Here is a 26,791-nt window from a genome sequence, read left to right as displayed (position 1 = left end):
AAGGGAAAACAACTGAAGTTTTAGGATGGGAAGGTGTAGAAGCAGCAATTAAGGCATTAAACCATTCAATAGGACTTTACAGGCGAGAATTTTATTAAATAAACATTTCTTTTTTTTAATTTATTTTTATTTAAATTTTTAATTACAAGATAGTAATATAAACGATTAGTATGGCTTCAACAAGAGTAAGCACAAAAGCAATAAGATAACTAAATTTGATTTAAAATTTTGAAAACTCCACATATAGGTTTACTTATGAATTCATGTTAGTTTTTCATTTTGTTATTGAATCTGGGGATTATTTAGTGTTAGTATTTAATAGCAGGTTTTATCTGGGTTTTTATTTTGTTTACCACAATATAATGCAGCGAACGTAAATTAATCATAGCAGGCTATTTACTATAACCTCAAATTCATTATAAAATAATATATTAACCTTTTTAAATAATCCAAGTAATTATTCAGACGATATCACGTCGCCGGAATCCAACTATGCCTATGAATATAAGTACCAACCCAACTACCAAAACCAAAATTAAAGGCCATCCTACAGTATCTCCTACAAGTAAATTAGGTACGTGTGTAAATGGAGAAATATTCAGTATCCATTGATTTACATCAAAGAAATCAGCTAATAGGTTAATTATGAAAAATAATCCCAGTGCTACCCAGCTTAAAGAAGTTAAACGAGGTATCAAACCAAATAAAGCCACAGTTAGTCCTACCATCACCAAAATCGCGGGTAAATAAACCAGAGCTGCACTTAATAATAGGGGCAGATCCTGACCCATATCACCTGAAATTAAACTATAACTAATACTGAAGCTTAAAACAAATAGAAATAATAGTATTGTCAGACCAATAAATGCAAAAAACAAATTATAAAAAACCCAAAGAGTCCTATTCACAGCATTAGTGAGCAAAAATTCCGAATGATTAGTTGATTCCTCGGTACGTAATTTTGACACCGCTAAAATTCCATAAATAGCAAATACTTGTCCAAATAGTACCAACATCAGACTTATAAAAATATCCACTGGTTTTGCACCTTTAACCAGTTGAGAGAGGAGATTCATGAACTGCGGATTGTCAATAAATATATTGGAAACTGTTGGGGCCATGATCCCCCCCATAATACCCATAATAACGAACCCTAATATCCAGAAGATAAGCATTCTTCTTTGAAGTTTCCATGTCAGCCCCAGAGTACTACTCAGAGCAAATGATGCCCTGGCAGGACCTGTTCTTTGTGGTAAAATTCCAGCCCCCAGATCCCGAAGGGAAGATAGGTAGTATGCCAAAACAAACAAAACCAATGTTAAAACAATAAATAATCCAAAAATCCACCATTGTTCACCGGCAAAGGCACGGATATGATGAACCCATCCCAGGGGCGAAATCCATGACAGCCAAACAACACTCCCATCATCCCATCCCAGTGTGCGAAGTAAGAAAAAAGCTATTAAAATAGCAACCGTGATGTACCGAGCATCGCTGGAACTTTCAGTTAACTGTACGGCTACGCCAGCAATAGCAGCAAATAGGCAGCCAAAAGCGGTCATGGATAGGGCCATGGCCAGTGAACCTTCCCATGGAAGTCCCAGGCCAATGAAAGATAGGACAATTAACACCCCCATAAGAATATTAGCTCCACAAGTAGTTATTAATGCTGAAGCTAGCGCCGCCTGTCTGCCCACTGCTGTAGAATTTAAAAGTTCAAGACGTCCTTTTTTTTCCTCACTACGAGTATGGCGGATCATTAGAAAAATACTTACCATGGCCACCAGTATGGGACCAATTACGGAACTTCGCCAGGCCACCAGACCTCCCAATGAAGAGTTCTGTACAGATCCTAAAAGTGCCACGATAGCGGGATTACTAGCAAGCTGTACAACCAGAAGCTCTCGCAACGCAACATCATCATAAAGACTAACAAAGCTGGCAGCAATGCCAACAAAAATTATAACCAGGAACAAAATTAGAAAAGGTAAAATTATACGGTCCCAGCGTAGAAGTAATTTAATTAAAGCCAAACTTCCTGAAAAATCTCCTATTTTTATTTTTATGATGAAAATCACCCCTCATATGTTTCAGTGTATTCCATACCATAATAACGTATGAAGAGCTCTTCAAGAGTGGGAGGAGCGCTTAAAAGTGAAATCACACCGAATTGTGTCAGATATTTCAGCACTGAATCAATTTTCTCAGCATTTACACTGAACTGCGCATGATTACCTTTTAGAGTAAGATTATGTATTCCTTCCAGATTTTCCAGGCCAATAATGGGCTTATGAGTATCTACTGTGATAGATGTGCGGGTGAGATGCCTTAATTCTTCAAAAGTGCCGGTTTCGATGATCTGACCTTCCCTGATAATGCTAACTCTATCACAGAGGGCTTCCACCTCGGACAATATGTGGCTGGATAGTAAAATAGTTTTACCCTCTTTTTTAAGTTTTCTTACATACTGGCGAAACAAACCTTCCATTAAAGGATCCAATCCAAGGGTAGGTTCGTCAAAAATGTACAATTCAACATCAGAGACCAATGAAGATATTAATGCAACTTTCTGCTTGTTGCCTGTGGAATAAGCGCCACACTTCTTGGTAGGATCAAGTTTAAACATTTCTATGAGTTCTTCTCGGTGTTCTTCCTGGAAACCTCCTCTGAGTCTTCCTAAAAGATCAATTACTTCCCCTCCTGTGAGGGTGGGCCATAGATTTACTTCACCTGGAACATAGGACAGATGTCTGTGTAATTCTACCGCATCATACCACGGGTCTTTACCTAGAATATTTACGCGTCCACTATCTTTTTGGAGCATGCCCATCATAATACGTAGTGTGGTGGATTTACCTGCCCCATTAGGGCCAATAAAACCAAAAACTTCCCCTCGCTCTACTTGCATATCTATACCATTTAAGGCCCTAACTTTTCCATAATATTTGGTTAGATTATTTATTTCAATTACAGACATAGATGAACATCTCCTATAACTCCAGAACATTATAAAGTTTCCAATCTACTTTTTCTGTCTGTATCATTTTATTAATAATTTTATCTGTACATATATTCAAAATGCAAAAAATTAAGCTGCAAAATATACGTAATACACCCTTTTTTCAAATTATTCAGACCAAATTTCGAGAATATAAAGCAGAATGAGATAGCATAAGCCTTAAGGGAAAACCTAAAGAAAAAAGGTTATACCATTTAAAAATAATTATGGGGAAAAATCAACCTATTACTCAGCTTAAAATAAAATTCAGGTAAAAAAAAGAAGGGGAAAATAGATTCTAGTCTATTCTAATTGGTTATCAGCTATTTTGTAGCGAGGATCTTCCCATAGATTTACATCAATTATTTCTGATGCATTATCTAAGAGCAGTCGGCAGTCTTCACTTAAATGCTTTAAATGGACTATTTTTCCTAATTTGGAGTATTTTTCAGTCATGCAGTTTAATGCTTCAATAGCGGAATGATCCATTACTTTTGAATCACTAAAATCTATAACTATTTCATCAGGATCATTTTTATAGTCAAATATTTCCTTGAAAGCAGTTACTGATCCGAAAAAGAGCGGTCCATCTATTCCATAGTGTTTCACCTGATTTTCATCATATGTTACGTGTGCATGGATTTTTTTGGCACTATTCCATGCGAAAGATAGAGCTGATATAATAACACCAATAATTACTGCAATTGCAAGGTTATGGAACATTACAGTTACTCCCGCAACAATTATCATCACAATTACATCAGTCCTCGGTACTTTTCTTATAATTCTTAGTGAAGCCCATTCAAATGTGCCTATTGCCACCATAAACATTAATCCAGCTAATGCAGCCATAGGTATCTTTTCTACAAGTGAAGAGCCAGCTAAAATGATTATTAATAAGACTACTGCTGCCGTAATTCCAGAAATACGATTCCTACCACCAGAGGTAATGTTTATGATACTTTGACCGATCATAGCACAGCCACCCATACCTCCAAAGAAACCACAAACGGTATTTGCAACTCCTTGAGCTACACTCTCTTTATTTCCTCTTCCACGTGTTTCAGTCATCTCATCGATAACATTAAGTGTTAATAGACTCTCAATCAAACCCACTAATGCCATAATAATTGAATAGGGAAGTATGATGTATAATGTTTCTAAGTTAAGCGGTATCATTGGTATGTGAAATGATGGAAGTCCACCTGCAATTGAAGCTATATCTCCAACGGTTTTTGTTGGGATTTGTAAACCTATTGTAATGGCTGAAACTGCCACAATTGCAGCTAAAGATCCAGGAACTGCTTTAGTAAATTTTGGTAGGAAATGAATGATTGCCATTGATAATGCTGCAAATCCTAGCATAATCCAGAGGGCAGGACCAGTTAACCAGCCTCCATCTGCTGTTTGAAATTGTGCAAATTGTGAGGTAAAGATAACTATTGCTAAACCATTTAGAAACCCGAACATCACTGCTTGGGGTACAAGTCGGATGAATTTTCCAAGCTTTAAAAATCCAATTGCCATTTGAATAAGGCCCATTAAAATAACGGCTGCAAATAGATATTCAATACCGTGTCTTGCTACTAAAGCAATAATTACAACGGCTACTGCTCCTGTGGCACCGGAAATCATTCCCGGCCTTCCGCCAAAAAGTGCAGTAATCAATCCTACTATAAATGCAGTATAAAGGCCAACTAATGGACTTACATTCGCGATTATTGAAAATGCAATTGCTTCTGGTACAAGGGCCAGAGCCACTGTAGTACCTGATAAAATTTCATTTTTCGTATTTAAATTGTTTGTTTTATTTTTTATTTTATTCATAAGAGACATAATTCAATCAATCCATTAATATATTTTAGAGCGAAATGAATAAACGCTCATCTCTTTTTGTTAGTTATAATTGTTTAATGTTAATCCCAATGATTTCAAAAAACATAGGATCCTAGTACTCATAAAAATATAGTTTTACAGCATATCACCTGATAACGCAAAATGCTGTTAAAACTGATAATTATGAATTAATTGCCTGAAGATATTTAAAAAATATTTTCAGACTCTAAAAACAAGTAATTTAAAAGTTAATGAAATTTAACTCTTAAGATAATTCTATTTATTTTTTCCTTTTATGTTAAGGCTCTTCCAGCCTCTCATTAAATACTTGTGCCTGCCCATTTCTAAGTATATGGATATTATTTCCCATTTTATATCCTTCTTCTTCGGCAAGTTCTGCATAAGCTGTTAACATTTCCAAGTTTCCATGAGCAGGTATTAAATGTTGAGGATTAAGCATATTTATGAAGTCTCTATGGTCTTCACGTCCTGCATGTCCTGAAACATGAGCATTAGTAAATATCCTTGCACCATTTGATTTTAACCTGTGTTCCATAAGGTTACGGTTGGCCTTATTCAATGGGTTTGGTATAACTGGTGCTGATATGATAATGTTATCTCCTGGCTGGACATTGAACATTGTCTTATCATTGGCTATTCTTGGGAGCAGTGCATCGGGTTCTCCCTGATGTCCAGTTGTCACTAAAACATATTGGGATCTATTCTCATTTGCCTGTGCAAGCGCCTTATTAATTGCCTTTGGATTTCCATAAACACTTGCACTAGTGGGTAGCTTAAGTATTCCCAGTCTTTCTGCCAGGGTACAGTAGCGTTCCATTGATCTTCCAAGCAGAAGAAGTTTACGATTGCTTTCATTTACTATGTCACATATGGCTTGAATTCTTTCAATATGGGATGCAAAAGTTGTTACTATCATACCTTTATCTTCTTTCAAAGGTTCTTCCATTATATCCTTAAGCACAATCCTTGCCACCTTTTCAGAGTGAGTTTTAACCTGATCTTCCTCTGCTGCACGGGTAGCATCGACTATAAGTGCTAAAACGCCAGTTTCACCAAGTTCCCTAAATCTCTTGTAATCTGGTGGTGGTGAAAGTGTTAAATGGTTATCAAACTTGAAATCATTGGAATAAACTATTCTGCCTTCTGAAGTATGAAGAACAGGTGTTACTGCTTGAGGTATACTATGGGTTGTATGTACAAACTCCAAGGTAATTTCTGAAGATATTCTAAACATATCACCAGAATTCAGGACTTGAAGATTGTTTCTACCCTTAAATTTCCTTTCTCCTTTAAAAGTTTTCTCTATAAGCGCTATTGTGTAAGGTGTTGCTATTATTGGTGCTTCATATCTGTGCGCAAGCTTTGCAACAGCCCCTATATGATCTAAATGACCGTGTGAAAATACTATTGCCCTTACTTTACCATCAACTTCCTTCATAATGGTGTCATCGGGTATAACTCCTCTTTCGATTAAATCCAGACTGTGCATTTTCGCTATATCTGTATCTTCATGAATGTGAATTCTGTCAAGGTGAATTCCCATATCGAAGATAACTATTTCGTCTCCGATTTTAACTGCGGACATGTTTTTTCCTACTTCTTCATATCCGCCTATTGCTATTACCTCAACACTCATTATAGGATCTCCTTGGATTCCATTTGATATTGTATCGTATCAACGATAAATAATCTAATTTTTTATTTAAATTCATTTTATTGTTCCTTCCATTTTTTATTATATTATTGTGCCCTAATTGATTAATTGTATCTTTTATAATCCGTTTTTCTATGAATTAGATATTTTTTATCATAAATTGTTATAAAAGATAATTAAAAATAGGATTTTTATAGGCTAAAAAAGATGTAACTTTATTTAATATTTGTTTTAATTGGATATCATTATTTATATTGGGCATTTTTCATCCTTTTAATGTATTGTATAAAACAGTATTTTCTATACAGTTTATATGTATAAATCCTAAAAATTTCCTTAAAAAAGGGAAATATTCCACTTACAATTGAAAAAAGTATATTGAATACTTATAAAAATGAGCCGTTGTGCTGATTAAAAAATTATAACTTTATAATACAGTTGATTAAGGACATTAATTTGGTTTATTTGATGTGTTATATATACTTTTCGTGTGTTTATAATCCTTAATAGAATGTAGATATGATATTAACCAAAATTTAAAAGACGAATGATTTTTCTGTGATAATGTTATTTTTTAGAAAAATATAGTTTTCTATGAGTTAAGTCTTTTTTTTATATATAATTTGAGAATTTTAGATACAAGAGTTAGTGTCTATTTCGCTAAACTCGACTATAACGAAATTAAATATTAATTCAACTAAATTTTCACTATAGATCAAATGGAAAAAAGGAAGAAAAATTAGATTAAGATAGTATAATTGTTTTTTGTATTTTTCTTTCAATTCTATATTTTTCTTTAGAATCAGTTACAATCTGAAACATTTTTGCAATGCTCTGTGGAATATTTTTCTCTTTAATTTCTTTTTGTGTCAAGTTTTTTTGTTTTAAATATTCATGAGCAAATGATCGGCTAATATATTGGGTGCCTTTGAAATCAATTTCGACTCCTTTATGGGGGATATGCTCTATTGACTTAAAGAGCTCTGCAACTGAGCTTCGGTAACCTAATCTTGGCGATATAGATTCAGCTATACTTATTCTATACTTCTCTTGCATTTTTATCCCTCAAAATATCTTTTCTTTCTAAATATTTAGTTACATCAATAGATCCTCTTGGAATCCTAAGACTTACTAGAGTACCATCTAAATGGTAAATTCCACTTGATCTATATCTTTCTATTTTATCCTTATTAATATATACCGCCCCATCTCGTGAGGCTATAAATATTTCTCCATCAAGACCTTCAGTAAAGATTTGAACATTTGTATTTATTCCCCATCCTCTTCCATTTTGATCTTTTTTTGTTGATTTACCATTCATAGCTTTTTCTATAGCTTCAGAATCAGTACTAAAATTTATGTCATGATTTTCAAAACACTTAGGAATAGTTATTCCATTGTCAAATACACAAGCTTCAGTGAAATCTAATTTTTTATATTTTTGAGCCATTATGAATGCTTTTGTAGAATTTGAATGATCTTCTATATTATTTATTAGTTCAGTAAATAAATAGAAAAATGCTCCTTCTCCTCCATAACTAGTATCGGCTAAATCTATTATTTCATCAGTAGTTTTATGCATTATTTCTGGCTGATTGGGTGTTAATTGCCTTAAAGGTACATATGTTTTAGAAGGTACATATGATTTATTGGCTAAGAAATCAGGTAAGATTGCAGATACATACCCATGAACTTGTGGGCTTACAATTGCATTTATTTTCTTTTCTACCATATATCCCATAATGGGAAGTAAGGTTGTAGGATAGAAAAATCTATGACTTAATAAATTTAAAGTGCTGGAACCATCATGTGATGATTTAATTCTGCAAAATTGAGCAAAACAATTAACTAATGATGGAGGATTAATCATAATTGGAATTATATTTAATTAATATTTATCTTTTGTTCTTAGACGTTAATGTAAGTTTATAAAATTAGAAATTAAATATTTAAAATTTTTTGGTTTTTATTTATTTTAACATACTATTTTATTGATTAAATAATTACATTTTTCCTTTTTATGATTAAATACATGAATTTAGATTATTAATATATAAACAATAGGTTAAATATGAACAGTAGAATACAGCGGCGTTATTTATGGATAAAAATAAATTATACACAAAAGATTCTGTAACTTCAAAAGAGAGTATTCCTATCGGTTACAGACAAATGGGCAGATTTGATATCCTATTTATCTTTTATTTTCTTATTTTAATTTGAATTTAATATATTTTTGAAGATTTTGAAGAGTGATAATTAAATCTAAAGTTAAACATAACATTATTAATTTTAGTAATAAAAATCTAATTGGATTATTTGGAGGTTATCAAAAATTCAATGAATTTTTGGAACCCCAAAATCAAAGATTTTGGAGGCTAAATAATGAAAAAAGTTGATTATTATGACTCTATATTTAAAAGAAAATCTGTTAAAAGATATGATCTAACCCCACTTGATGATAATGCGCTTGCAGAAATTTCAAACGAGTTAAATAATTTAAAACCAATGTACAATGACATTAAAACAGAAGTGAAGATACTGTCCTTAGATGAAGTTGAAGCGAAGAAAAAGAAGAAACAAGCACCTCATTATCTGGCAGTATTTTCAGAGCCAAAAAATGATTATCTGGTGAATGCTGGTTTTATGCTGCAGAAGATGGATCTTTTACTATCTGGAAATGATATAGGTAGCTGCTGGTTAGGATCTCCACAACCAAAGGAAGAGGTGCTGAAAGCTTCAGATCTAGAATTTGTAATTGTAATGGCCTTCGGAAAACCTCAAGATATAGGATCAATGCATAGATCAAGTGTTTCAGAATTTAAAAGGAAATCTCTAAGAGATATAAGCGACATTAAAGGTGCAGATGAAATATTAGAAGCAGCACGTCTTGCACCTTCAGCGGGTAACAGCCAGCCATGGTTTTTTAGTGGAAATAGAAACTTGATCCATGCTTATGGATCTAAACCATATGCAGTTAAAGAACACAAGGCACCTCGCGTAAAAAAATATAACACTATAAGTATGGGGATTGCTATTTACCACATAACGGTTGCAGCAGAACATTTTGGTAAGGGAGCTGGGATTTTATCTGATAAAGGAGCAGAAAAGAATGCTCCTGAAGGATATGAATATATTGCAAGTTTAAAAATTGAATAATAGATATAATTTCAGATAAATAGAAGTAAAAACCTTTGTAAAGAATTTATATTATGAGTCAAAAAAGAAAGCTTGGAAAAGTTGAGGGAAAATTAATTTTAAGATCCATTTTTTTCATGGCCTTTATAACAGCAATAACGTTTATTTTGGCGGGGCGTCTTGACTACTGGCAGGGATGGATTTATATCGGGTTGAACATTATCTTTCTCCTACTCCCTTATTTCTTATTACCTCCTGAATTATACAGGAAAGGTTAAAACCCCAGGAAGGTATGAAGGCATGGGATAAAACCTTTTACATAGTTTCTGTGCCTGCTTTTTTCGCGGTTCTTATAATTTCAGTCCTGGACGGCAGGCAGTTTGGATGGACGCCACGAATTCCTATTTTTGTAGTTATTATCGCAGCTTTAGTGTATTCAATAGGGCAGATAATCGTATTATGGGCAAAAAGGAAAAATAAATTCTTCTCATCTGTTGTTCGTGTTCAAAAGGATAGGGGTCAAATAGTCTGTAAATACGGCCCATATCAATTTGTGAGACATCCCGGATATTTAGGGGACTGCTCTATGCATTAGCTACTCCTCTTCTACTTGGTTCATTTTAAAGCAAAGGAGTATAATGTATCATCTCTCTGTAAATTTATAACCGGCGATATAAGGCTTGAAGTGAATAAATGTTCAAATTTCGATATTATAATTCTTGGTTCTATAGGGCCTGTTTTCGGCGATTATTACGATACATTATCAACTATTAAAAAATCTATGAATAAAAATGGATTAATTGTTCTTGATGACTGCTATATTGAAGATGATAGTGATTATACTCATCGATTAATACAGAAAAGAGAAATAGTTTTAAAGCAAATCTTTGATGTGGGAATAAATTTAATAGAAGAAGTTAAAATCCAAAATGATGAGATTAAAGAATCAAATGATTATATTTTTAAAAATCTCAAAGAAAGATGTAATGAGCTAATTGAAAAATATCTTGATAATAAAGAACTATTTTTAGATTATATCAAACAACAGGAAGATGAAAATGAAGTTCTTGAAACAAAAGTAGTATGTTCAACAATTTTAATAAAGAAAAAATGAAGGTTGCTTATATAATGGGATATGCTCTTTTGATTCCAATAAACTATTTTGACTTTTCTCCATTCCTTTGTTTTTTATAACTCCAGATCGCAATAATTACTAATATTATGGCGGCAATAGTCTGAATCCAGACCCTGATTTCGGGAATAACAGGCCAAATATCCATTTATAATCCTCCTGTTGTAAATATGAACTTATCAAGCCAGAATTAATATGTAGCTATAACTCTCCTCAGTTAGTTTGTGATTGATAAATAATGTGCATTGAGGGAGAGCATCAGAAAAGTAATATTATTTTTTTAAATTTTTCATAAAAATTAAATAGCAAATTATTTTTGTATTAAAATTAAAAATATATGGGACGTGTTTTTATGAAAATAACCGATAAAACAGGTACTGGAAGCCCTAATTCTAAGTTAGAGGGTAAATTTAGAGAAATATTCAATAAGTCACCCTTGGGGATTATTTTTTATGATGAAGAGGGTAATACTTTTGATGCAAATAAATCTGCCCTTGATATTATGGGAATTCCTAAATTAGAAGATATTTTAGGTTTTAATTTATTTATGAATCCCTATATTCGGGATATAAAAGATGAATTACTTATCGAAGGCTCTATTAATTTTCAGGCACCTCTGGATTTAGATCTTATGAAAACACTGGATTTTTATAACCCCACTAAAAATGGAATAGTTTTTTTGGACTATGCGATTTATGTCATCGATTCCGGCTATCTGGTGCAAATTCAAGATATTACAGAACATAAAAAAGTAGAAAAATCTCTAGTTAATGGTGAAGAGAAATATAAACACCTAATAGAAACTGCAAATAGTATTATACTGCACTGGAAGCCTGATGGAACTATTACTTTTATGAATCCCTATGGGTTGCGCTTTTTTGGATATAAAAAAGAAGAGTTGATAGGAAAAAATATAGGTATTCTGTTACCTCGTGTTGATTCATCTGGAAAAGATTTAAAAAAACTTATTCAGGATATTGTTGATAGTCCACAACTTTATGAAATAAATGAAAACGAAAATGTACGCAGGAATGGATCACGTGCATGGATTGCATGGACAAACAAAGTAATTTTAGATGAAGATGGCCAGCCTCTGGAAATATTATCAATAGGTAATGACATCACAGAGCATAAAAAAGCGGATGAAAGATTGAAAAAAAAACGTGAATTGTTGCAGGCGATAATTGACACCATACCTGTGATGATAACCATTTATGACCCTCAACTTAAGACGATCCAGTTTAATAAGAATTTTAGGGAAGTATTGGGCTGGAACGAGGAAGATGTTAAGCACAATGATTTTATGTCTGTATTTTATCCTGATCCAGAGTACAGAAAAATGGTTCAGGATTATATGCAATCTCTTACTTCTGGATGGCGGGATTTTAAAATAACTGCTAAAGACGGGTCTATTGTCGATTCAAGCTGGGCAAATGTACGTATTCCGGATGGTCGCCAGGTAGGGATAGGGATAGATATAAGGGAACGTAAAATGATGGAAGAAGAATTAATGCGAGCACGTGATAATTCAGAAATTAAAGTTCAAGAGAGAACAGCAGAGCTTAAATATCAGGCGGATCTGCTTAAAAATGTTAACGATGCAATAATCGCCACAGATAGTGAATTTAATATCACATCATGGAATAAAGCCGCTGAGAGAATATTCGGATGGAAATCAGATGAAGTAATGGGAAAAAACACCAATTCTATTCTTCAAATAGAATATCCCAATGCCGAAAAGGAAGAAGTAATTAAATCAATGGGGGAAAAAGGAAGTTTTAAAGGGGAAACAATTTATAAAAGAAAAGATGGAACTACCATTCCTATTGAATCAACTGTTATGGCATTAAAAGACAAAAATAATAATATTACCGGTTGGGTGGCTGTTAATCGAGATATAACAGAAAGAAAACAAGTAGAGGAAGAAATAAATAACTTAATAATTAATTTAAAACGTTCTAATGAGGAATTAGAACATTTTGCTTATGTGGCTTCCCATGATCTTCAGGAGCCTTTACGTACTATTGCCAGTTTTACGCAATTATTGGAGCGTCGTTATAAAAACAGGCTGGATAGTGATGCAGACGAATTCATGGATTACATTGTAGAAGCTGCAGTTCGCATGAAAGAACAGATTGAAGGCTTGCTTGAATATTCACGTGTTGCAACCAAAGGAAAAGAATTCGAAATCATTGATATGGATGAGATTTTAAACATTACTATTCAAAGTCTTGATACTTCAATCAAAGAGTCCAATGCAGAAATAACCTATGAAGAACTTCCAGATGTGATGGGTGATGGTGTACAGTTACAGAGAGTCTTCCAGAACTTGCTTTCAAACGCTATTAAGTTTAGAAAATGTGAGGAAACATTAAAAGTCCATATTTCTGTCTATAAAGATGAAAATAAAGATAACTATGTATTCAGCATAAAAGATAATGGTATTGGAATTGAAGAACAATATCTGAAGCGTATATTTACCATATTCCAGCGTTTACATACTCGGGATAAATATAAAGGTACCGGTATTGGTTTGTCCATTGTTAAAAGGATTGTTGAAAGACACGGAGGGCATATCTGGGCGGAATCAGAATTTGGTAAGGGATCTACTTTTTATTTTACTTTACCGTGTTTAAAGAATTGAATGCAGGGTAAGAGATTATTTAATTGGAAATTTGATTCTGAATTTATGTTTTGAATTGATTGACATTATAAAATGGCAAAAGATGTTGGAATATTTTATCCCTATTTAGGGAATGTACCTATATAAATATGAGAATACTTACTGTCCATCGCGCGGTAAGTTCCTTGCAGAAAGTTATGGGTTTAAAATCATTGACTGGGCAATATAGATTATAAAAGATGTCCAGCATGTGAATTCCCTATAAATATTGGGGGGAGATATGTTAAAAAAATGAATTAATGCTCAATTAAAGCAAAAAAAGTAAGAAATGTTTCCTGCTATTTGATGTAAAATACATTTCTTTTATTTTAGCTTCTTTCCATTTTTTTGTCTTTTATAACTCCAGATCGCAATAATTACTAATATTATGGCAGCAATAGTCTGAATCCAGACCCTGATTTCGGGAATAAAAGGCTAAATATTCATTTAAATTCCTCCTGTGATAATAGGAACTTATCTAGCTAGAATTAACATTAAACTAAACCATCTGTGTGAATATTTTGTGTCCAATAAATGATGTGCATAGAAAGAGCGTTTGAAAAATAATATTATTTATCCATAGAATAATTATCATCAAATCAGCGCATTTATTTGGTTATTTGCTTAATGCCTTCAGGTACGGTGGATGCATTTTTAGCAGATAATACGGCTTTTATTACTCTTTAGATTCAAATCTGATTATTGCTACCCGTCTGTGATTACCATAATCCTTTTTAACCTTATTCTACTACTGAAAATGGATTTTTTAGTCTGGCTTATTCTGGAATGCTCATAAAAAATTTATAGGATATAAATCAAATAAAAAGACAGGATTTGTTTTAATCAATTGTGAAGACGTTGAAAAATTGAGGGAATGTTTTGACGGGGTGTAATCTATCAATAAACGTGGAAATTCAAATTTATTTGACATGGAACTTTCCACAAATGCCCGGAAAGTCTTGGAGAGAAGATATCTTATAAAGGATGAGGAAGGAAAGGTAGTGGAATCTCCTGCAGAGATGTTCAATCGTGTAGCCTATTCTGTGGCCAAGATGGATCTTAAGCACGATGAAAATGCTGATATAGAGAGTCTTACGGATGAATTTTACCAGTTAATGGCTAATTTGGACTTTCTTCCCAATTCCCCCACTTTGATGAATGCCGGAACCTCTTTGAGCCAGCTATCTGCATGTTTCGTTTTGCCTGTGGAAGACTCGATAGAAGGTATATTCAATTCATTAAAATATATGGCCCTTATACATAAATCTGGAGGTGGAGTTGGTTTTTCATTTTCTAAACTCAGACCTGCAGGAGACGTGGTCCGATCAACAAAAGGAATTGCATCTGGACCTATATCATTTATGCGCATCTACGACGTTGCCACTGAGGTGATAAAACAGGGTGGCCGGAGAAGAGGAGCAAACATGGGCATCTTAGATGCTAATCATCCAGATATACTGAAATTCATAACTGCTAAAGGAAAAAGAGAATTAAAATTAAGCGGAAATAGGGACAGCTATAACAATTCAGAGGAAGAGAAAGGAGACAATGGAAATATCCTAACAAATTTTAACCTTTCAGTGGCCGCGAGTAACAGTTTCATGCAGAAAGTTCACGATAATCAGGATATGGAACTGATTAATCCCAGAAACGGGAATGTAATTAAAAACATTCCTGCACAAACGATTTTTGATTTAATGGTGGAAATGGCATGGAAAACAGGAGATCCCGGGATCCTATTCATAGATGAGGTAAATTGTACCAACCCTACACCTAACCTGGGATCAATAAAAGCGACCAATCCTTGTGGCGAGCAACCACTCCTAGATTACGAGTCCTGCAATTTAGGATCCATTAATCTGGCCAGAATGGTGAATAATGGCGAAATTCTCTGGAATAAGTTGGAAAAAACCATTAGAACTGCTGTGCATTTTCTGGACAACGTGATTGACGCCAATCAGTACCCACTACCAGAAATAGAGGCTCAAACTCTGAAAACCAGGAAAATTGGCCTGGGAGTTATGGGTTTTGCTGACATGCTTATCATGCTCAAAATCCCATATAACTCCAGAAAAGCACTGAACATGGCCGAAAAACTCATGAACTTCATCAGTGAAACGTCCCGGAGGACTTCGGTAGAACTGGGCAAAAGTAGAGGGTCTTTCCTCGCTTTTGAAGGAAGTAAATGGGATAAAGAAGGTTTTCCCGCTATGCGAAATGCCACGACCACTACTATTGCTCCCACAGGAACTTTAAGCATAATTGCCGGTGTCTCGAGTGGCATAGAACCACTTTTCGCGGTTTCTTTCCAGAGAGAAGTTATGGAAGGCACTAAAATGATGGAAGTGAATTCTTTATTTGAAGATATGGCCCGTGAGAGGGGATTTTATAGCGAAGAACTCATGATGAAAATCGCCAGGACTGGCTCCCTCAACGGCATGGGCGAAATCCCTGAAGATGTCCGAAGGCTGTTTGTAACTGCTAATGAAGTGAAGCCAGTCTGGCATGTGAGGATGCAGGCCGCATTTCAAAAGTATGTGGATAATGGGGTTTCTAAAACAGTGAATCTACCTGCATCTGCAACTCCTGCAGATGTTCGAAAGGTTTTTTCACTGGCCTACCAGTTGAAATGTAAGGGGATTACTGTTTATCGTTACGGGAGTAAGGAGAAGCAGGTTTTATATGTGGGGAGGATTCCAGAAAATCAAAAGCATGAGTATTTGAGTGCGAAAGCGGAGTATTCAGGCGGGTGTCCTTCGATGGTTTGTCTGCATTAAATACTCTAGCTTCGGAAAATGTTATCTGGGACAAATAAACAAAATTGACATTGCTAATAATCATGGAATTTGCCGCAACCACATTATCGATTTTTGGAAAATTGGAAGATCAAGGCATGGTTAAAAAATCTAAAAAGCTGAAATACCCCGATTTATAATGGACATGAATTCTGAGAAACTAAAATTCATCAGTGCATTTGGGTTTAGCAGAGATAAGATTAAAAACTGATAAAATACAGAAGTAAGTAATTAAATTGAGAAGATTTGAGTTTTTAATTGAATAATCCTATTAAAATTAATATGGATAATAAGTCTCCAAATAATTTGGTTTGGGGCGCCAAACTTTCAGTTTTGAGCGCTATCAAATCATAGTTTTGATGCGTTAAAAAAATAGTAGATTTTTTTGAGCGCCGGGACAGGGATTTGAACCCTGGAGGAGCACAGCTCCACGGGATCTCAAGTCCCGCGCCTTTCCTGGCTAGGCTATCCCGGCATAGAATAAGATTTTTGAATATATAATATTTATTCTATTTAAATATAGTTATGAGTTAAATTCCACAAATTAATGTGGAATATAAATAAGTTTAACTCTTTAATTCAATTTCTATGCTCACATTATCTGGAACGTTTACTTTCATGACCTGTCTCATTGCCCTTTCATCGGCTTCGATTCCGACAAGTCTTTTGTGGATTCTTAGTTCCCATTTTTCCCATGTAGCTTTTCCTTCTCCATCTGGAGATTTTCTGGTTGGTACTACAAGTTTTTTGGTTGGAAGTGGAATTGGGCCTGAAAGATCTACGCCTGTTCTTTCCGCGATTTTTTGCAACTGATCGCAGACAAACTGAAGCTTTTCTGGGTCTGTTCCTGTGAGTTTAATTCTTGCTTTGTGCATTTTTTTCCTCCAAAAATTGAAGATTTTGGGGTTCTCGAAATTCATTCTGAATTTTGACAACCTCCACGAAAAAAGAAGGGAATAGGAGTTATCCTACTTTGCTTTCTGTATGTCGATACACATTCCAGCAGCTACAGTCTGACCCATGTCCCTAATTGCGAATCTTCCCATGTGCGGAATTTCTTTAACGTTCTCGATAACCATTGGCTTGGTTGGTTTGACTACAACAAACGCAGCGTCCCCTGTTTTGAGGAAGTCTGGGTTTTCTTCTTTAACCTGACCAGTTGATGGATCGAGTTTTTTCTGCAGTTCAAGGAAGGTACATGCAACCTGTGCTGTGTGACAGTGGAATACTGGTGTGTAACCTACTGTGATAACACCAGGGTGCTGTAGAACAACGATCTGTGCTGTGAATTCTTTGGCAACGGTTGGTGCGTTGTCGGTGTGTCCTGCAACGTCTCCTCTTCTGATGTCGTTTTTACCGACACCTCTAACGTTGAATCCTACGTTATCACCAGGTTCAGCTGAATCCAGCATTTCGTGGTGCATCTCGATAGATTTAACTTCTCCAGATTTTCCTGCTGGTTCGAATATAACGTTGTCACCTTTTTTCATTACACCAGTTTCTACTCTCCCTACTGGTACTGTTCCTACTCCAGTTATGGAGTAAACATCCTGGATCGGTACTCTTAATGGTAAGTTTGTTGGCTTTTCTGGTGCTGAGAATTCATCCAGCGCCTTAACGAGTGAAGGGCCTTTGTACCATGGTGTGTTTTCACTTGGTTTTGTTATGTTGTCTCCTTCGAATGCGGAAAGTGGTATGAAGTGTATATCATCTGGTTTGTATGCTACTGTTTTAATCAGGTCGGAAACTTCTTCTTTGAGATCATTGAATTTTCCTTCATCGTAGTTTACAAGGTCCATTTTGTTTATACCGATGATTAACTGGTTAATACCAAGTGTTCTTGCAAGGAAAGCGTGTTCCTTGGTTTGTGGCATTACACCGTCGTCTATTGCTACAACTAATACAGCAGCGTCTGCCTGGGATGCTCCTGTAATCATGTTTTTAACGAAGTCTCTGTGACCTGGACAGTCCACAATTGTGAATTCGTATTTTGGAGTGTCGAATCTTGCGTGTGCAAGGTCGATTGTTACTCCTCTTTCTCTTTCTTCTGTTAATTTATCCATGACGAATCTGAACTTGTTTTCTCCGTCTGAAAGCTGTTGTTCTGCGATAGCTCCGGACTGGAGTAAAAGGTGTCCCACAAGTGTTGATTTACCGTGGTCTACGTGTCCAATAAACGCCAAATTCATATGTTCTTTTTCTTTTGCCATTAATATTCCTCCATCTAACTTAGTTGATAGATTAGTTTAACAGTTTACAATTTGTAACTTGTGCTAATTAAGTTATCGGTATACTCTACCTATTGGATAACTTAACTTTTAAGGGTTTTGTTTTAAGGTAGGGAATTGATTCCCCTAACCATTTTAGATTATAAAAAAAGGAAGGTTTAACCAAGGTAATGATCTGGACCATAAGGTTCAGGACTTAATCCCTTCCTATCTCTTATCTGTCTTACAATTTGTTTTTGAAGTTCTGCAGGTAATCTTTCGAATCCTGCATTTTCGGTTGACCATAAACATCTACCTTCAGTGGCAGATCTTATGTCACCTGCAAATCCGAACATTTCTGCAACAGGTACTTTTGATTCAATAGTTGCCATGTCACCTTCCTGTGACATATCAACAATTTGACCTCTTCTGTTCTGCACTTCCCTTGTTGCTGAACCCATATAGTCTTGCGGCGTGTTTATAAATACTTTTTGTAGAGGTTCCAGTAATGTTGGTTGTGCCATCATTATGGATCCATACACCGCTTTTCTTATTGCAGGTAGAACCTGTGCAGGACCTCTGTGCACTGCATCCTCGTGGATTTTTGCATCCATGAGTTTTATTTTTATACCCATGACCTTTTCTCTTGCGATTGGGCCGTCGTCAAGTGCACTTTCGAAACCTTCAAGTAGAAGTTCTTTGATTTCGTCCAGGTGCTGTATACCACGAGTCATATTTATGAATAGACTTTTTTCGTATACATCCCAGACCCTTCGTGCTTCCTCTTTTTCAAGACCGTATTCCATGAATTTTGCTGCTTCTTCTTTTCCTTTTACTCTGCCTTCTTTGATCTTCTTGTCCTGTAGTGCCTGGAACATGGTTTCTTCTAATGGTTCGATTTCTATGTAGAACCTGTTGTGCTTGTTAGGTGATTTACCTTCAACTGGCCCGGCTTTACCGGCAATTGTTTCTCTGTATACCACAATTGGTGGTGATGTTTCTATTTCCACACCTTTTTCATTGATTCTGTAGGTAATAATTTCAAGGTGAAGTTCACCCATACCTGCAATGAGGTGCTCACCGGTTTCTTCGTTAATTTCAATTCTTACTGTTGGGTCTTCTTTTCCAACCTGTCTTAAAACTTCTATGAGTTTTGGAAGGTCTTTGGTGTTTTTAGCTTCAACAGCAACTGTAACTACTGGTTCTGAGATATGTTCTAATCCTTCAAAAGCTTTGATTTTTCTTCCTGGCTCGGAGATTGTTTCTCCAGCAACAGCGTTTTTTGCACCGGTTATTGCTACAATATTCCCTGCAGGAACTTTATCTGTATTGATCCTTTCTGGACCAAAGTATACTCCAACCTGCTGAGTTCTTGCTTTACCATGTGAACCTACCATGTAGATTTCAGTACCTTTTTCTATTGTTCCACCGTATACACGACCAGTTGCTATTTCACCAGCGTGCTTGTCTATACTGATGTTTGTAACCATTACAGCCAGTGGTGAATCTGGACTTGTATTTATCATACCCTGTCCTTCTTCACTTTCAATATCACCAGACCAGATTGCTGGTACTCTGTACCTTTGTGATACTTCAGGACTTGGTAGGTGCTCTATAACCATATCAAGTAAAACTTCAGTAATTGGTGCTTTTTGAGCCAATTCTTTCTGGTTTTCATCTCTACAGTATTCATAAATATCTTTAAAGGTTATACCAGTTTTCTGCATGATTGGAACGTTTATAGCCCAGTTATGGTATGCTGAACCGAATGCTACACTTCCATCTTCTACCCTGGCAAGCCATTCTTCTTTATGCTCTTCTGGGGCCATTGATCTTATGATCTTATTTGCAGATGCAATGATTTTTATGAATCTCTGCTGGAGTTCGTCACCGTCTAATTTTAACTCGTTTATGAGACGATCAACCTTGTTAATGAATAATACTGGTTTCACGTTTTCTATTAAAGCCTGTCTCAATACAGTTTCTGTTTGTGGCATGATTCCTTCAACAGCACATATTACAACAACTGCACCGTCAACAGCTCTCATTGCACGTGTAACGTCCCCACCAAAGTCAACGTGACCTGGTGTGTCGATGAGGTTAATCAGGTATTCTCCTTCTTTATATTTGTGCACCATGGACACGTTTGCCGCGTCGATGGTAATCCCTCTTGCTTGTTCTTGTTCATCAAAATCGAGGAATCTTTGATCTCCTGCAAGTTCTGCAGATATCATTCCTGCACCAGCAAGTAGGTTATCGGAAAGTGTGGTTTTCCCGTGATCAATGTGTGCTACAATTCCGATATTCCTGATGCTTTTGGGCTGGTACATCAATTCCTTAATCTTACTAATCATTTTGTCCCGTCTACTCACTATAATCACCTTGTAATTGTAAAATAGTTTAAAAGCAGATATTTAAAGGTATTTTATATCATAAATTTTCTATAATTAGTGGGTTAATTGCCTTATCTTTAATGTATATATAGTAGTTTATATATTTTGGCCAAGTTTGGAATGCAACCTAACTTGAATATAATTTCACCATAGGTTTATTTATGCCTTAATATCAGCTTATTTTTTAAAATTTTAAATTTAGTGGGCAGATCTTGCGATCCTCTCTTTTTCATCCTTTTTTCCAATTGCAAAACTTCTTGTATCATATTCGGCTGCAAGCAGTAATTCGTCAGCTAAACATTCTTCTGCAGATCGTTTCCTTTTAAATGAAGATTGGAGAGCGCCTCTTGTTATGAAACCAAGTGCTAAATCTACTCTTCTTTGAGGGGCAATATCCACTGCTACTTGGTATCCGATTCCACCGTATTTTACCCTTGTAATTTCTTCCCTTGGAGCAGCATTTTCAACGGCCCTGACCAATATCTGGACAGGATTTTCGTTTGATCTTTTATTTATAACTTCAAAAGAACCTTTTACAATGTTATATGCTTTATTTTTCTTTCCGGAGTTCCTTTCTGTCCTCATAATTTTATTAATTAATCGTTCAACAATTGAAACTCTTGATTTAGCGAACTGTCTCTTGACATGTCTTCCTAAGGTGTGTGGAACTAATATTTCGTCTAGGCAAATATAATTCACAAGACCAAGATCCTCTACTTTCACCTCTTCTAAATCCCATTTATCAAAAACCTTACTCATCAAATTACCTCACTGGTTTGTGTTGTTAGTGTAAGTTCAGTTAGCTTATCTAACTGGTTTTTCTATTTTACCTTTAACCATTTCTTCTAATGATACGTTGTTAACTTTGGTAACCTTCCATCTAACCCCGGGAATATCTCCCATGGATCTTCCGGATGGTCCTCCAATTCCTTCAATCATAACCTCATCGTGCTCATCAATAAATCCGATAGCACCATCTCCAGGAGCAAATGCTGTTATCTGCTTCCCGTTTTTAATGAGTTGAACCCTTACACATTTTCTTATAGCGGAGTTAGGCTGTTTTGCCTCTATACCCACTTTTTCAATTACAATTCCTCTTGCTTGAGGCGCGCCTTCTAATGGGTCAGCTTTAACATCTAACCTCAAGGCTTTTCTTTTATATTCTGTATCCTTCCATCTGAAGTTCTGTCTATTCTTTTTTAGTTTTTTAGCTGCAAAAAGTCCCGGCAAACGTGATTCCTCCTAATATACAAATATTATTAGCAAAATAGCTTATTAAATCCATTAATATCTTGATTATTTTATAACAATGTTATTTATATTATGCTGTCGTTTTGCTAACAGTCTTGCTCTTTCAATATTTTTGCCACCTTTTCCAATGGCTGACCTTTTATTTTTAGGGTCTGTTTCTACGGTGGCTATTTTTTGTCCATTTTCTCTTTGAAGTATCCTGATACTTCTGATTTTAGCGGGGGCCATTAAATTGGTGATGAATTCCACAGGATCTTCAGAGTGTTCTATGACTTCAACGCCCTTATCAACTGTTTTCTGAACTTTGGATACGGTACTTCCTCTTTTTCCAATTGCAAGTCCCATATCTCCTCTTTTTACAAGAAAAGTTATTCTTCCGGCTTCATCATCAACAATACAATCTTTGACAGTTGCACCGGTCATGCTCTCAAAGAGAGCTATGTATCTTATTTCATGTGTTGTAAATTTTATGGTCACAGAAATTACCCCATAACTTCTAATATTGTAGAATCTCCTGGATCCTTTATAATCATTGTAGCCACTGTAAATGGTTTTCCACATACAGATCCAAGATCTACACTTGTGCCTTCGTAAGTATAAACCGGAATTTCTGATAATTTTGAATAATGCATTACATCTTCCCTGGTTTCAGCAGGGCAGTTCTTTGCAATAATCACCAGTTTTCCTTTGCCTAGCTTTAAAGCCTGAATAGATTTATCAGACCCTAGTGTCACGGTCCCTGTATCTACAGCAACCCTAATTCCTCTATCTACGTCCATGTGTTGCCTCCTTTATCTAATTTTCATGAGACGATAAGTTTTACTTACCTCTATTCATAATAACGCCAACAGAACCTGTTCCAAGGGGTATTGGCTGTCCTATTATAATATTTTCGATTATTCCGGTGAGATGGTCTATTTCTCCTCTTATACTGGCTCTTAAGAGGTGTTTTCCAGTCTCTTCAAAAGAAGCTCTTGCCAGAACACTTGCTTTCTCACCGCTAATACCGTGTCTGCCTATGGACTTTACAGAACCATCTGCAGTCATCATGTCTGCAACAAGCATAATATGTCTCACATCAACTGTAAGTCCCTGTTCTTCCATAGTATTCTGTGCTTCTCTAATTATTGCATTTCTGGCTGCTTCTATTCCCAGAATTTTTTCTATTTCATGAATGTCATTTGTTGTGGTTCTAACCTTGTCTATACCTTCCATTTTCAAAACGGATCCAAGATTTGAACCTTCGGTGTGTATAACCCATTCCAGACCTTCTTTACTTATAACTACTTTTCCAATGTTTTTAACACCGCTGATTTGAAGATCGCGTACTTTATCAGCAAGAAGTCTTAATTCCCTGATTGGAATTTTAGTCTGATCTTCTTTTTTACTTGGTGCTGGAGGTTCAAAACTTAGCATATTGTTATCTATTTGAACTCTTTTAAAAGCTTTTTCAATTCGCTTTATAATGTCATCACGATCAAGTCTTTTATCTATGATTTTATCCTCATCGATTTCTACAACAATGTTCATGTCAGCATAGTTAAGGTTAAAGTTCTTTAGAATATCGTTCATGCTACTTTTACCTATCATATTGGCTGTTTTTCGCACAAATTCTTCTTTAAATCTTTCTCTTTCTGCTTCAGATTCTATATTTTCTTTTTCGAATCTTTCATTGAAGTATTCTTCATCAAAGTAGATGGCCATGGTTGGGGTTGATATTTTCTTCCTGGCATCCACAATTTCAATCAGTCTTGGAAGACCGAGGGTAACGTTTAATTCAGCTACCCCTGCATAGTGGAATGTTCTCATTGTCATCTGGGTACCTGGCTCCCCAACAGATTGGGCGGCAACTGTACCTACAGCCTCCCCATCTTCAACAGTGGCCCGTTCATATGCTTTTTTAATTCTGTCAATTAACTCATTTAATTCATCATCATCCAGATTATGTCTCTCACGAGCATCAGCAATTTCTTCCACTAAACTTTCAGGAAAGTCAGCTTTCTTTTTCTTTAAAACTTTCATGACACTTTTTATATCTGGCACACAACCACCTAATTACTTCTTTTAATATTATTTCCCTGTTTTAATTCTTATTTCTTCAATTACTCTATCAATATCAACTACTTTCCCATAATCACTCTTTGCAGGGTCCACTTTATCTTCACCATACATTGTCTGGATGATAACGCCTCTGTTGTCCCTTACTGTTCCATCAGGCCTGACACTTAAATCCTGGAGTGCGTTTACAAGTCTACGCTGCATGTAACCACTTTGCGCGGTACGTATCGCTGTATCCACAAGACCTTCTCTACCACCCATAGCATGGAAGAAAAATTCCAGTGGATCAAGTCCTGTTTTATAACTTGAATGCACAAATCCACGTGCTTTTGCACCTAATTCACCTTTTTTAAAGTGTGGAAGCGTTCTCTCACTGTAACCTCTTTCGATCCTTCCACCACGAACTGACTGCTGACCTACACAGGCTGCAATCTGGGTAAGGTTAAGCATAGAACCTCTTGCACCGGTAAGCGCCATAACCACTGCATGGTTTTTATTAATGTCAAAGTATTTTTCTGCTATTTCCCCTGATTTATCCCTAGCTTCTCCTAATACTTGCATTATTTTCATTTCAAGAGTTTCTTCAAGACTTCTTCCAGGGAGAGCTTCCAGTTCTTCGTTTTCATAAGCTTCAATAAGTATTTCTACCCTTTCTTCTGCTTTGGATAACAGTTCTTCAATTCTTTCCTTTGCCTCTTGAGGAATTTCCTCATCATCTGTACTAGTAGTGAATCCTTTTTTCATAATACCTGAAATGGCGAGTTTAGTTGCTGAATCAAGGAATTCTTTGGCCTTATCAGTACCGTATTCTTTAACCACAGAATCAAGTATCTTTCCTGCAAACGATCCAAATGCTTTATCATCGATTACACCGCTTTTAAGCTGTCCATCTTCAATAACGACATATGCATCGTTTTTACATTCCTGTTTAAGGCATTCATCACATTTTCTGCAGATTTCTGCTCTGTAGACCATGTTCATGTCGTCAGGGAGTAATAATGAAAATATTTCTTTTCCAGTCCAGGGTTCGCCTTTTGGTTTAGGTAAAGGTATTTTCGCCCGCATTAATATCTGGAAAACTTCATCTTCTTCAAATACACTGCTTTTCCTGGTTAAAAGATAAGCACCAGATATGTGATCGTGGATTCCACCAATTATCGGACCACCGAATCTTGGGGAAAGAATATGTTCCTGAACTCTCATTAATGATTTGGCTTCTGCACGTGATTCTTCTGTCTGGAAAACGTGCATATTCATCTCGTCCCCATCAAAATCAGCATTGTATGGAGGGCAAACACAGAGGTTAAGTCTGAATGTTTTATATGGTAAAACTCTTACTTCATGGGCCATCATGGACATCCTGTGAAGTGAAGGCTGTCTGTTGAATAATACAATATCTCCATCAATTAGATGTCTTTCAACTCTAAAACCCGGCTCTAATTTTTCAATTATAGCATCTTTAGTTTCAGGATATACTCTCACCTTTCTTCCATCGGGCCTTTCCACGTAATTTGCCCCAGGATGCACTTTAGGGCCGTTACTGATGTATTTTTTCATTTCTTCAATGTTCCATGGAGTCACATAAATTGGTACAGTGACTTCTTTTGCGATCATTTCAGGAACACCGACTTCGTTTATACTTATATTTGGGTCAGGGGATATTACAGTCCTTGCTGAGAAATTAACTCTTTTTCCGGATAAGTTACTTCTGAAACGTCCTTCTTTACCTTTAAGTCTCTGTGCAAGGGTTTTAAGTGGTCTTCCTGATCTGTGTCTTGCAGGAGGAACCCCTGATGCTTCATTATCAAAGTAGGTTGTGACGTGGTACTGTAAAAGTTCCCATAGGTCCTCTACAATGAGCTGTGGAGCACCTGCTTCCATGTTTTCCTTTAATCTCTGGTTTATTCTTAAAATATCGACTAATTTGTGAGTTAAATCGTCTTCAGACCTTTCCCCTGTTTCAAGTGTAATTGATGGTCTTACAGTGACTGGAGGGACTGGTAAAACAGTTAGAACCATCCATTCAGGTTTTGCAACCTTTGGATTCACTCCTAAAAGTATGTGATCTTCTTCAGGGATTTTTTCAAGCCTTTCCCTTACTTCACTTGGTGTTAATTTATAATTTCCTTCTACAATGGATACTGGCTTATCTATTTTGATATCTTCTTGCTCTTCATCGCAATGAGGACATTTATCCCGTCTTGCTACAGTATAAACTTCTTTTATGATGTCTGTTATACTTTCCTCGTTTTTAATCATGGATTCGATCCGATCTTTGTAATCGACTATCTCTGCTTCTGTTAACAGAATTCTTGCACATTCTTTACAGGTTGATCTGAGTATTTTATGAATTGTATCGGCAAAACCCACATGTATAACTGGTCTTGCTATGTTAATATGACCAAAATGCCCCTGACAGTCTCCCCCTTTTGATCCACATGATCTACATTTAAGCCCCGGGTCAATAACTCCCAGTCTTGGATCCATTAGCCCTGCTTCAATTGGATATCCATCCTCATCATATGTATCTGGAGTAACTATCTTGGTGACTGACATTTTCCTAATATCTTCTGGAGACATGAGACCAAAATTAATCTGGGCGATTTTCTTTAAAATTCCTTTCAAAATATTCACTCCTACTGTTTT

Annotated in this window: 21 protein-coding genes and 1 tRNA gene; 5 read left to right on the top strand and 17 right to left on the bottom strand. The window is 35.7% G+C overall.

Going from position 1 to position 26,791, the window contains the following annotated elements; all coding sequences use genetic code 11:
* Positions 1-461 precede the first annotated feature (461 nt).
* The 6 genes from QMD61_03945 to QMD61_03920 form a co-directional block, all read right to left on the bottom strand.
* Positions 462-1,820: a hypothetical protein gene (locus tag QMD61_03945; GenBank protein ID MDI6723775.1), complete on the bottom strand. Its 1,359-nt coding sequence runs from the start codon at positions 1,818-1,820 to the stop codon at positions 462-464.
* A 254-nt stretch (positions 1,821-2,074) separates the two neighbouring features.
* The gene (locus QMD61_03940; GenBank protein ID MDI6723774.1) at positions 2,075-2,977 is read right to left on the bottom strand and encodes an ABC transporter ATP-binding protein; all 903 of its coding nucleotides are present in this window, start codon (positions 2,975-2,977) and stop codon (positions 2,075-2,077) included.
* A gap of 324 nt (positions 2,978-3,301) precedes the next feature.
* Positions 3,302-4,834, bottom strand: a complete 1,533-nt coding sequence (locus QMD61_03935) for a SulP family inorganic anion transporter (GenBank protein MDI6723773.1) — start codon at positions 4,832-4,834, stop codon at positions 3,302-3,304.
* A 298-nt stretch (positions 4,835-5,132) separates the two neighbouring features.
* Positions 5,133-6,491 carry an RNase J family beta-CASP ribonuclease gene (locus tag QMD61_03930; protein ID MDI6723772.1) on the bottom strand — a complete coding sequence of 453 codons (1,359 nt, stop codon included), beginning with the start codon at positions 6,489-6,491 and terminating at the stop codon, positions 5,133-5,135.
* A 762-nt stretch (positions 6,492-7,253) separates the two neighbouring features.
* Complete coding sequence (locus QMD61_03925) at positions 7,254-7,565, bottom strand: hypothetical protein (protein MDI6723771.1); 312 nt, start codon at positions 7,563-7,565, stop codon at positions 7,254-7,256.
* Complete coding sequence (locus QMD61_03920; GenBank protein MDI6723770.1) at positions 7,549-8,241, bottom strand: hypothetical protein; 693 nt, start codon at positions 8,239-8,241, stop codon at positions 7,549-7,551. The genes QMD61_03925 and QMD61_03920 overlap by 17 nt, the downstream gene beginning before the upstream one ends.
* Positions 8,242-8,894: 653 nt before the next feature.
* On the opposite strand from QMD61_03920, the gene QMD61_03915 reads away from it, so the two are divergent.
* The 3 genes from QMD61_03915 (at position 8,895) to QMD61_03905 (ending at position 10,761) form a co-directional block, all read left to right on the top strand.
* Positions 8,895-9,668: a nitroreductase family protein gene (locus QMD61_03915; protein MDI6723769.1), complete on the top strand. Its 774-nt coding sequence runs from the start codon at positions 8,895-8,897 to the stop codon at positions 9,666-9,668.
* A gap of 271 nt (positions 9,669-9,939) precedes the next feature.
* Positions 9,940-10,242 carry an isoprenylcysteine carboxylmethyltransferase family protein gene (locus QMD61_03910; protein MDI6723768.1) on the top strand — a complete coding sequence of 101 codons (303 nt, stop codon included), beginning with the start codon at positions 9,940-9,942 and terminating at the stop codon, positions 10,240-10,242.
* 90 nt (positions 10,243-10,332) lie between these two features.
* A complete protein-coding gene (locus tag QMD61_03905; GenBank protein MDI6723767.1) occupies positions 10,333-10,761 on the top strand; it encodes a hypothetical protein in 429 nt (142 codons plus the stop codon).
* A gap of 43 nt (positions 10,762-10,804) precedes the next feature.
* Here the strand turns inward: QMD61_03905 and QMD61_03900 are convergent, their stop codons facing one another.
* Positions 10,805-10,927, bottom strand: a complete 123-nt coding sequence (locus QMD61_03900) for a hypothetical protein (GenBank protein MDI6723766.1) — start codon at positions 10,925-10,927, stop codon at positions 10,805-10,807.
* A 204-nt stretch (positions 10,928-11,131) separates the two neighbouring features.
* On the opposite strand from QMD61_03900, the gene QMD61_03895 reads away from it, so the two are divergent.
* Together QMD61_03895 and QMD61_03890 are read left to right on the top strand one after the other, a co-directional pair.
* The gene (locus QMD61_03895; protein ID MDI6723765.1) at positions 11,132-13,423 is read left to right on the top strand and encodes a PAS domain S-box protein; all 2,292 of its coding nucleotides are present in this window, start codon (positions 11,132-11,134) and stop codon (positions 13,421-13,423) included.
* A gap of 947 nt (positions 13,424-14,370) precedes the next feature.
* Positions 14,371-16,218 carry an adenosylcobalamin-dependent ribonucleoside-diphosphate reductase gene (locus QMD61_03890; protein MDI6723764.1) on the top strand — a complete coding sequence of 616 codons (1,848 nt, stop codon included), beginning with the start codon at positions 14,371-14,373 and terminating at the stop codon, positions 16,216-16,218.
* 408 nt (positions 16,219-16,626) lie between these two features.
* Here QMD61_03890 and QMD61_03885 read toward each other — a convergent pair.
* From QMD61_03885 to QMD61_03840, 10 genes are all read right to left on the bottom strand, one after another.
* A tRNA-Ser gene (locus QMD61_03885) sits at positions 16,627-16,711 on the bottom strand.
* A 91-nt stretch (positions 16,712-16,802) separates the two neighbouring features.
* Positions 16,803-17,111 carry a 30S ribosomal protein S10 gene (rpsJ, locus tag QMD61_03880; GenBank protein ID MDI6723763.1) on the bottom strand — a complete coding sequence of 103 codons (309 nt, stop codon included), beginning with the start codon at positions 17,109-17,111 and terminating at the stop codon, positions 16,803-16,805.
* A gap of 93 nt (positions 17,112-17,204) precedes the next feature.
* Positions 17,205-18,446, bottom strand: coding sequence for a translation elongation factor EF-1 subunit alpha (gene tuf, locus QMD61_03875; protein ID MDI6723762.1), 1,242 nt, complete (start codon positions 18,444-18,446; stop codon positions 17,205-17,207).
* Between the two features lie 176 nt (positions 18,447-18,622).
* The gene (locus tag QMD61_03870) at positions 18,623-20,815 is read right to left on the bottom strand and encodes an elongation factor EF-2 (protein MDI6723761.1); all 2,193 of its coding nucleotides are present in this window, start codon (positions 20,813-20,815) and stop codon (positions 18,623-18,625) included.
* 219 nt (positions 20,816-21,034) lie between these two features.
* Positions 21,035-21,595, bottom strand: a complete 561-nt coding sequence (locus tag QMD61_03865) for a 30S ribosomal protein S7 (GenBank protein MDI6723760.1) — start codon at positions 21,593-21,595, stop codon at positions 21,035-21,037.
* A gap of 45 nt (positions 21,596-21,640) precedes the next feature.
* Positions 21,641-22,066 (bottom strand): 30S ribosomal protein S12, encoded by a 426-nt coding sequence (locus QMD61_03860; GenBank protein MDI6723759.1) that lies wholly within the window; start codon positions 22,064-22,066, stop codon positions 21,641-21,643.
* Positions 22,067-22,132: 66 nt separating this feature from the next.
* Positions 22,133-22,564, bottom strand: coding sequence for a NusA-like transcription termination signal-binding factor (locus QMD61_03855; protein MDI6723758.1), 432 nt, complete (start codon positions 22,562-22,564; stop codon positions 22,133-22,135).
* A 5-nt stretch (positions 22,565-22,569) separates the two neighbouring features.
* Positions 22,570-22,866 carry a 50S ribosomal protein L30e gene (locus QMD61_03850; GenBank protein MDI6723757.1) on the bottom strand — a complete coding sequence of 99 codons (297 nt, stop codon included), beginning with the start codon at positions 22,864-22,866 and terminating at the stop codon, positions 22,570-22,572.
* A 40-nt stretch (positions 22,867-22,906) separates the two neighbouring features.
* The gene (gene rpoA2 / locus QMD61_03845; GenBank protein MDI6723756.1) at positions 22,907-24,109 is read right to left on the bottom strand and encodes a DNA-directed RNA polymerase subunit A''; all 1,203 of its coding nucleotides are present in this window, start codon (positions 24,107-24,109) and stop codon (positions 22,907-22,909) included.
* A gap of 48 nt (positions 24,110-24,157) precedes the next feature.
* Positions 24,158-26,770, bottom strand: coding sequence for a DNA-directed RNA polymerase subunit A' (locus QMD61_03840; GenBank protein ID MDI6723755.1), 2,613 nt, complete (start codon positions 26,768-26,770; stop codon positions 24,158-24,160).
* Positions 26,771-26,791: the final 21 nt, after the last annotated feature.

Origin of the sequence: Methanobacterium sp., from assembly GCA_030017655.1 — an archaeon.
In the GTDB taxonomy this organism is placed as follows: Archaea; Methanobacteriota; Methanobacteria; order Methanobacteriales; family Methanobacteriaceae; genus Methanobacterium_D.
Note: the sequence above shows the minus strand (reverse complement) of the source record. Positions and strands in the feature narration are given on the sequence as shown.

Bases quoted from the DNA above. Each gene is read 5' to 3' on its own strand.
- QMD61_03940 (MDI6723774.1), bottom strand. From the start codon at position 2,977: ATGTCTGTAATTGAAATAAATAATCTAACCAAATATTATGGAAAAGTT.
- QMD61_03935 (MDI6723773.1), bottom strand. From the start codon at position 4,834: ATGTCTCTTATGAATAAAATAAAAAATAAAACAAACAATTTAAATACG.
- QMD61_03930 (MDI6723772.1), bottom strand. From the start codon at position 6,491: ATGAGTGTTGAGGTAATAGCAATAGGCGGATATGAAGAAGTAGGAAAA.
- QMD61_03925 (MDI6723771.1), bottom strand. From the start codon at position 7,565: ATGCAAGAGAAGTATAGAATAAGTATAGCTGAATCTATATCGCCAAGA.
- QMD61_03920 (MDI6723770.1), bottom strand. From the start codon at position 8,241: ATGGTAGAAAAGAAAATAAATGCAATTGTAAGCCCACAAGTTCATGGG.
- QMD61_03915 (MDI6723769.1), top strand. From the start codon at position 8,895: ATGAAAAAAGTTGATTATTATGACTCTATATTTAAAAGAAAATCTGTT.
- QMD61_03910 (MDI6723768.1), top strand. From the start codon at position 9,940: ATGAAGGCATGGGATAAAACCTTTTACATAGTTTCTGTGCCTGCTTTT.
- QMD61_03900 (MDI6723766.1), bottom strand. From the start codon at position 10,927: ATGGATATTTGGCCTGTTATTCCCGAAATCAGGGTCTGGATTCAGACT.
- QMD61_03895 (MDI6723765.1), top strand. From the start codon at position 11,132: ATGAAAATAACCGATAAAACAGGTACTGGAAGCCCTAATTCTAAGTTA.
- QMD61_03890 (MDI6723764.1), top strand. From the start codon at position 14,371: ATGGAACTTTCCACAAATGCCCGGAAAGTCTTGGAGAGAAGATATCTT.
- rpsJ (MDI6723763.1), bottom strand. From the start codon at position 17,111: ATGCACAAAGCAAGAATTAAACTCACAGGAACAGACCCAGAAAAGCTT.
- tuf (MDI6723762.1), bottom strand. From the start codon at position 18,446: ATGGCAAAAGAAAAAGAACATATGAATTTGGCGTTTATTGGACACGTA.
- QMD61_03865 (MDI6723760.1), bottom strand. From the start codon at position 21,595: ATGAGTAAGGTTTTTGATAAATGGGATTTAGAAGAGGTGAAAGTAGAG.
- QMD61_03850 (MDI6723757.1), bottom strand. From the start codon at position 22,866: ATGGACGTAGATAGAGGAATTAGGGTTGCTGTAGATACAGGGACCGTG.
- rpoA2 (MDI6723756.1), bottom strand. From the start codon at position 24,109: ATGAAAGTTTTAAAGAAAAAGAAAGCTGACTTTCCTGAAAGTTTAGTG.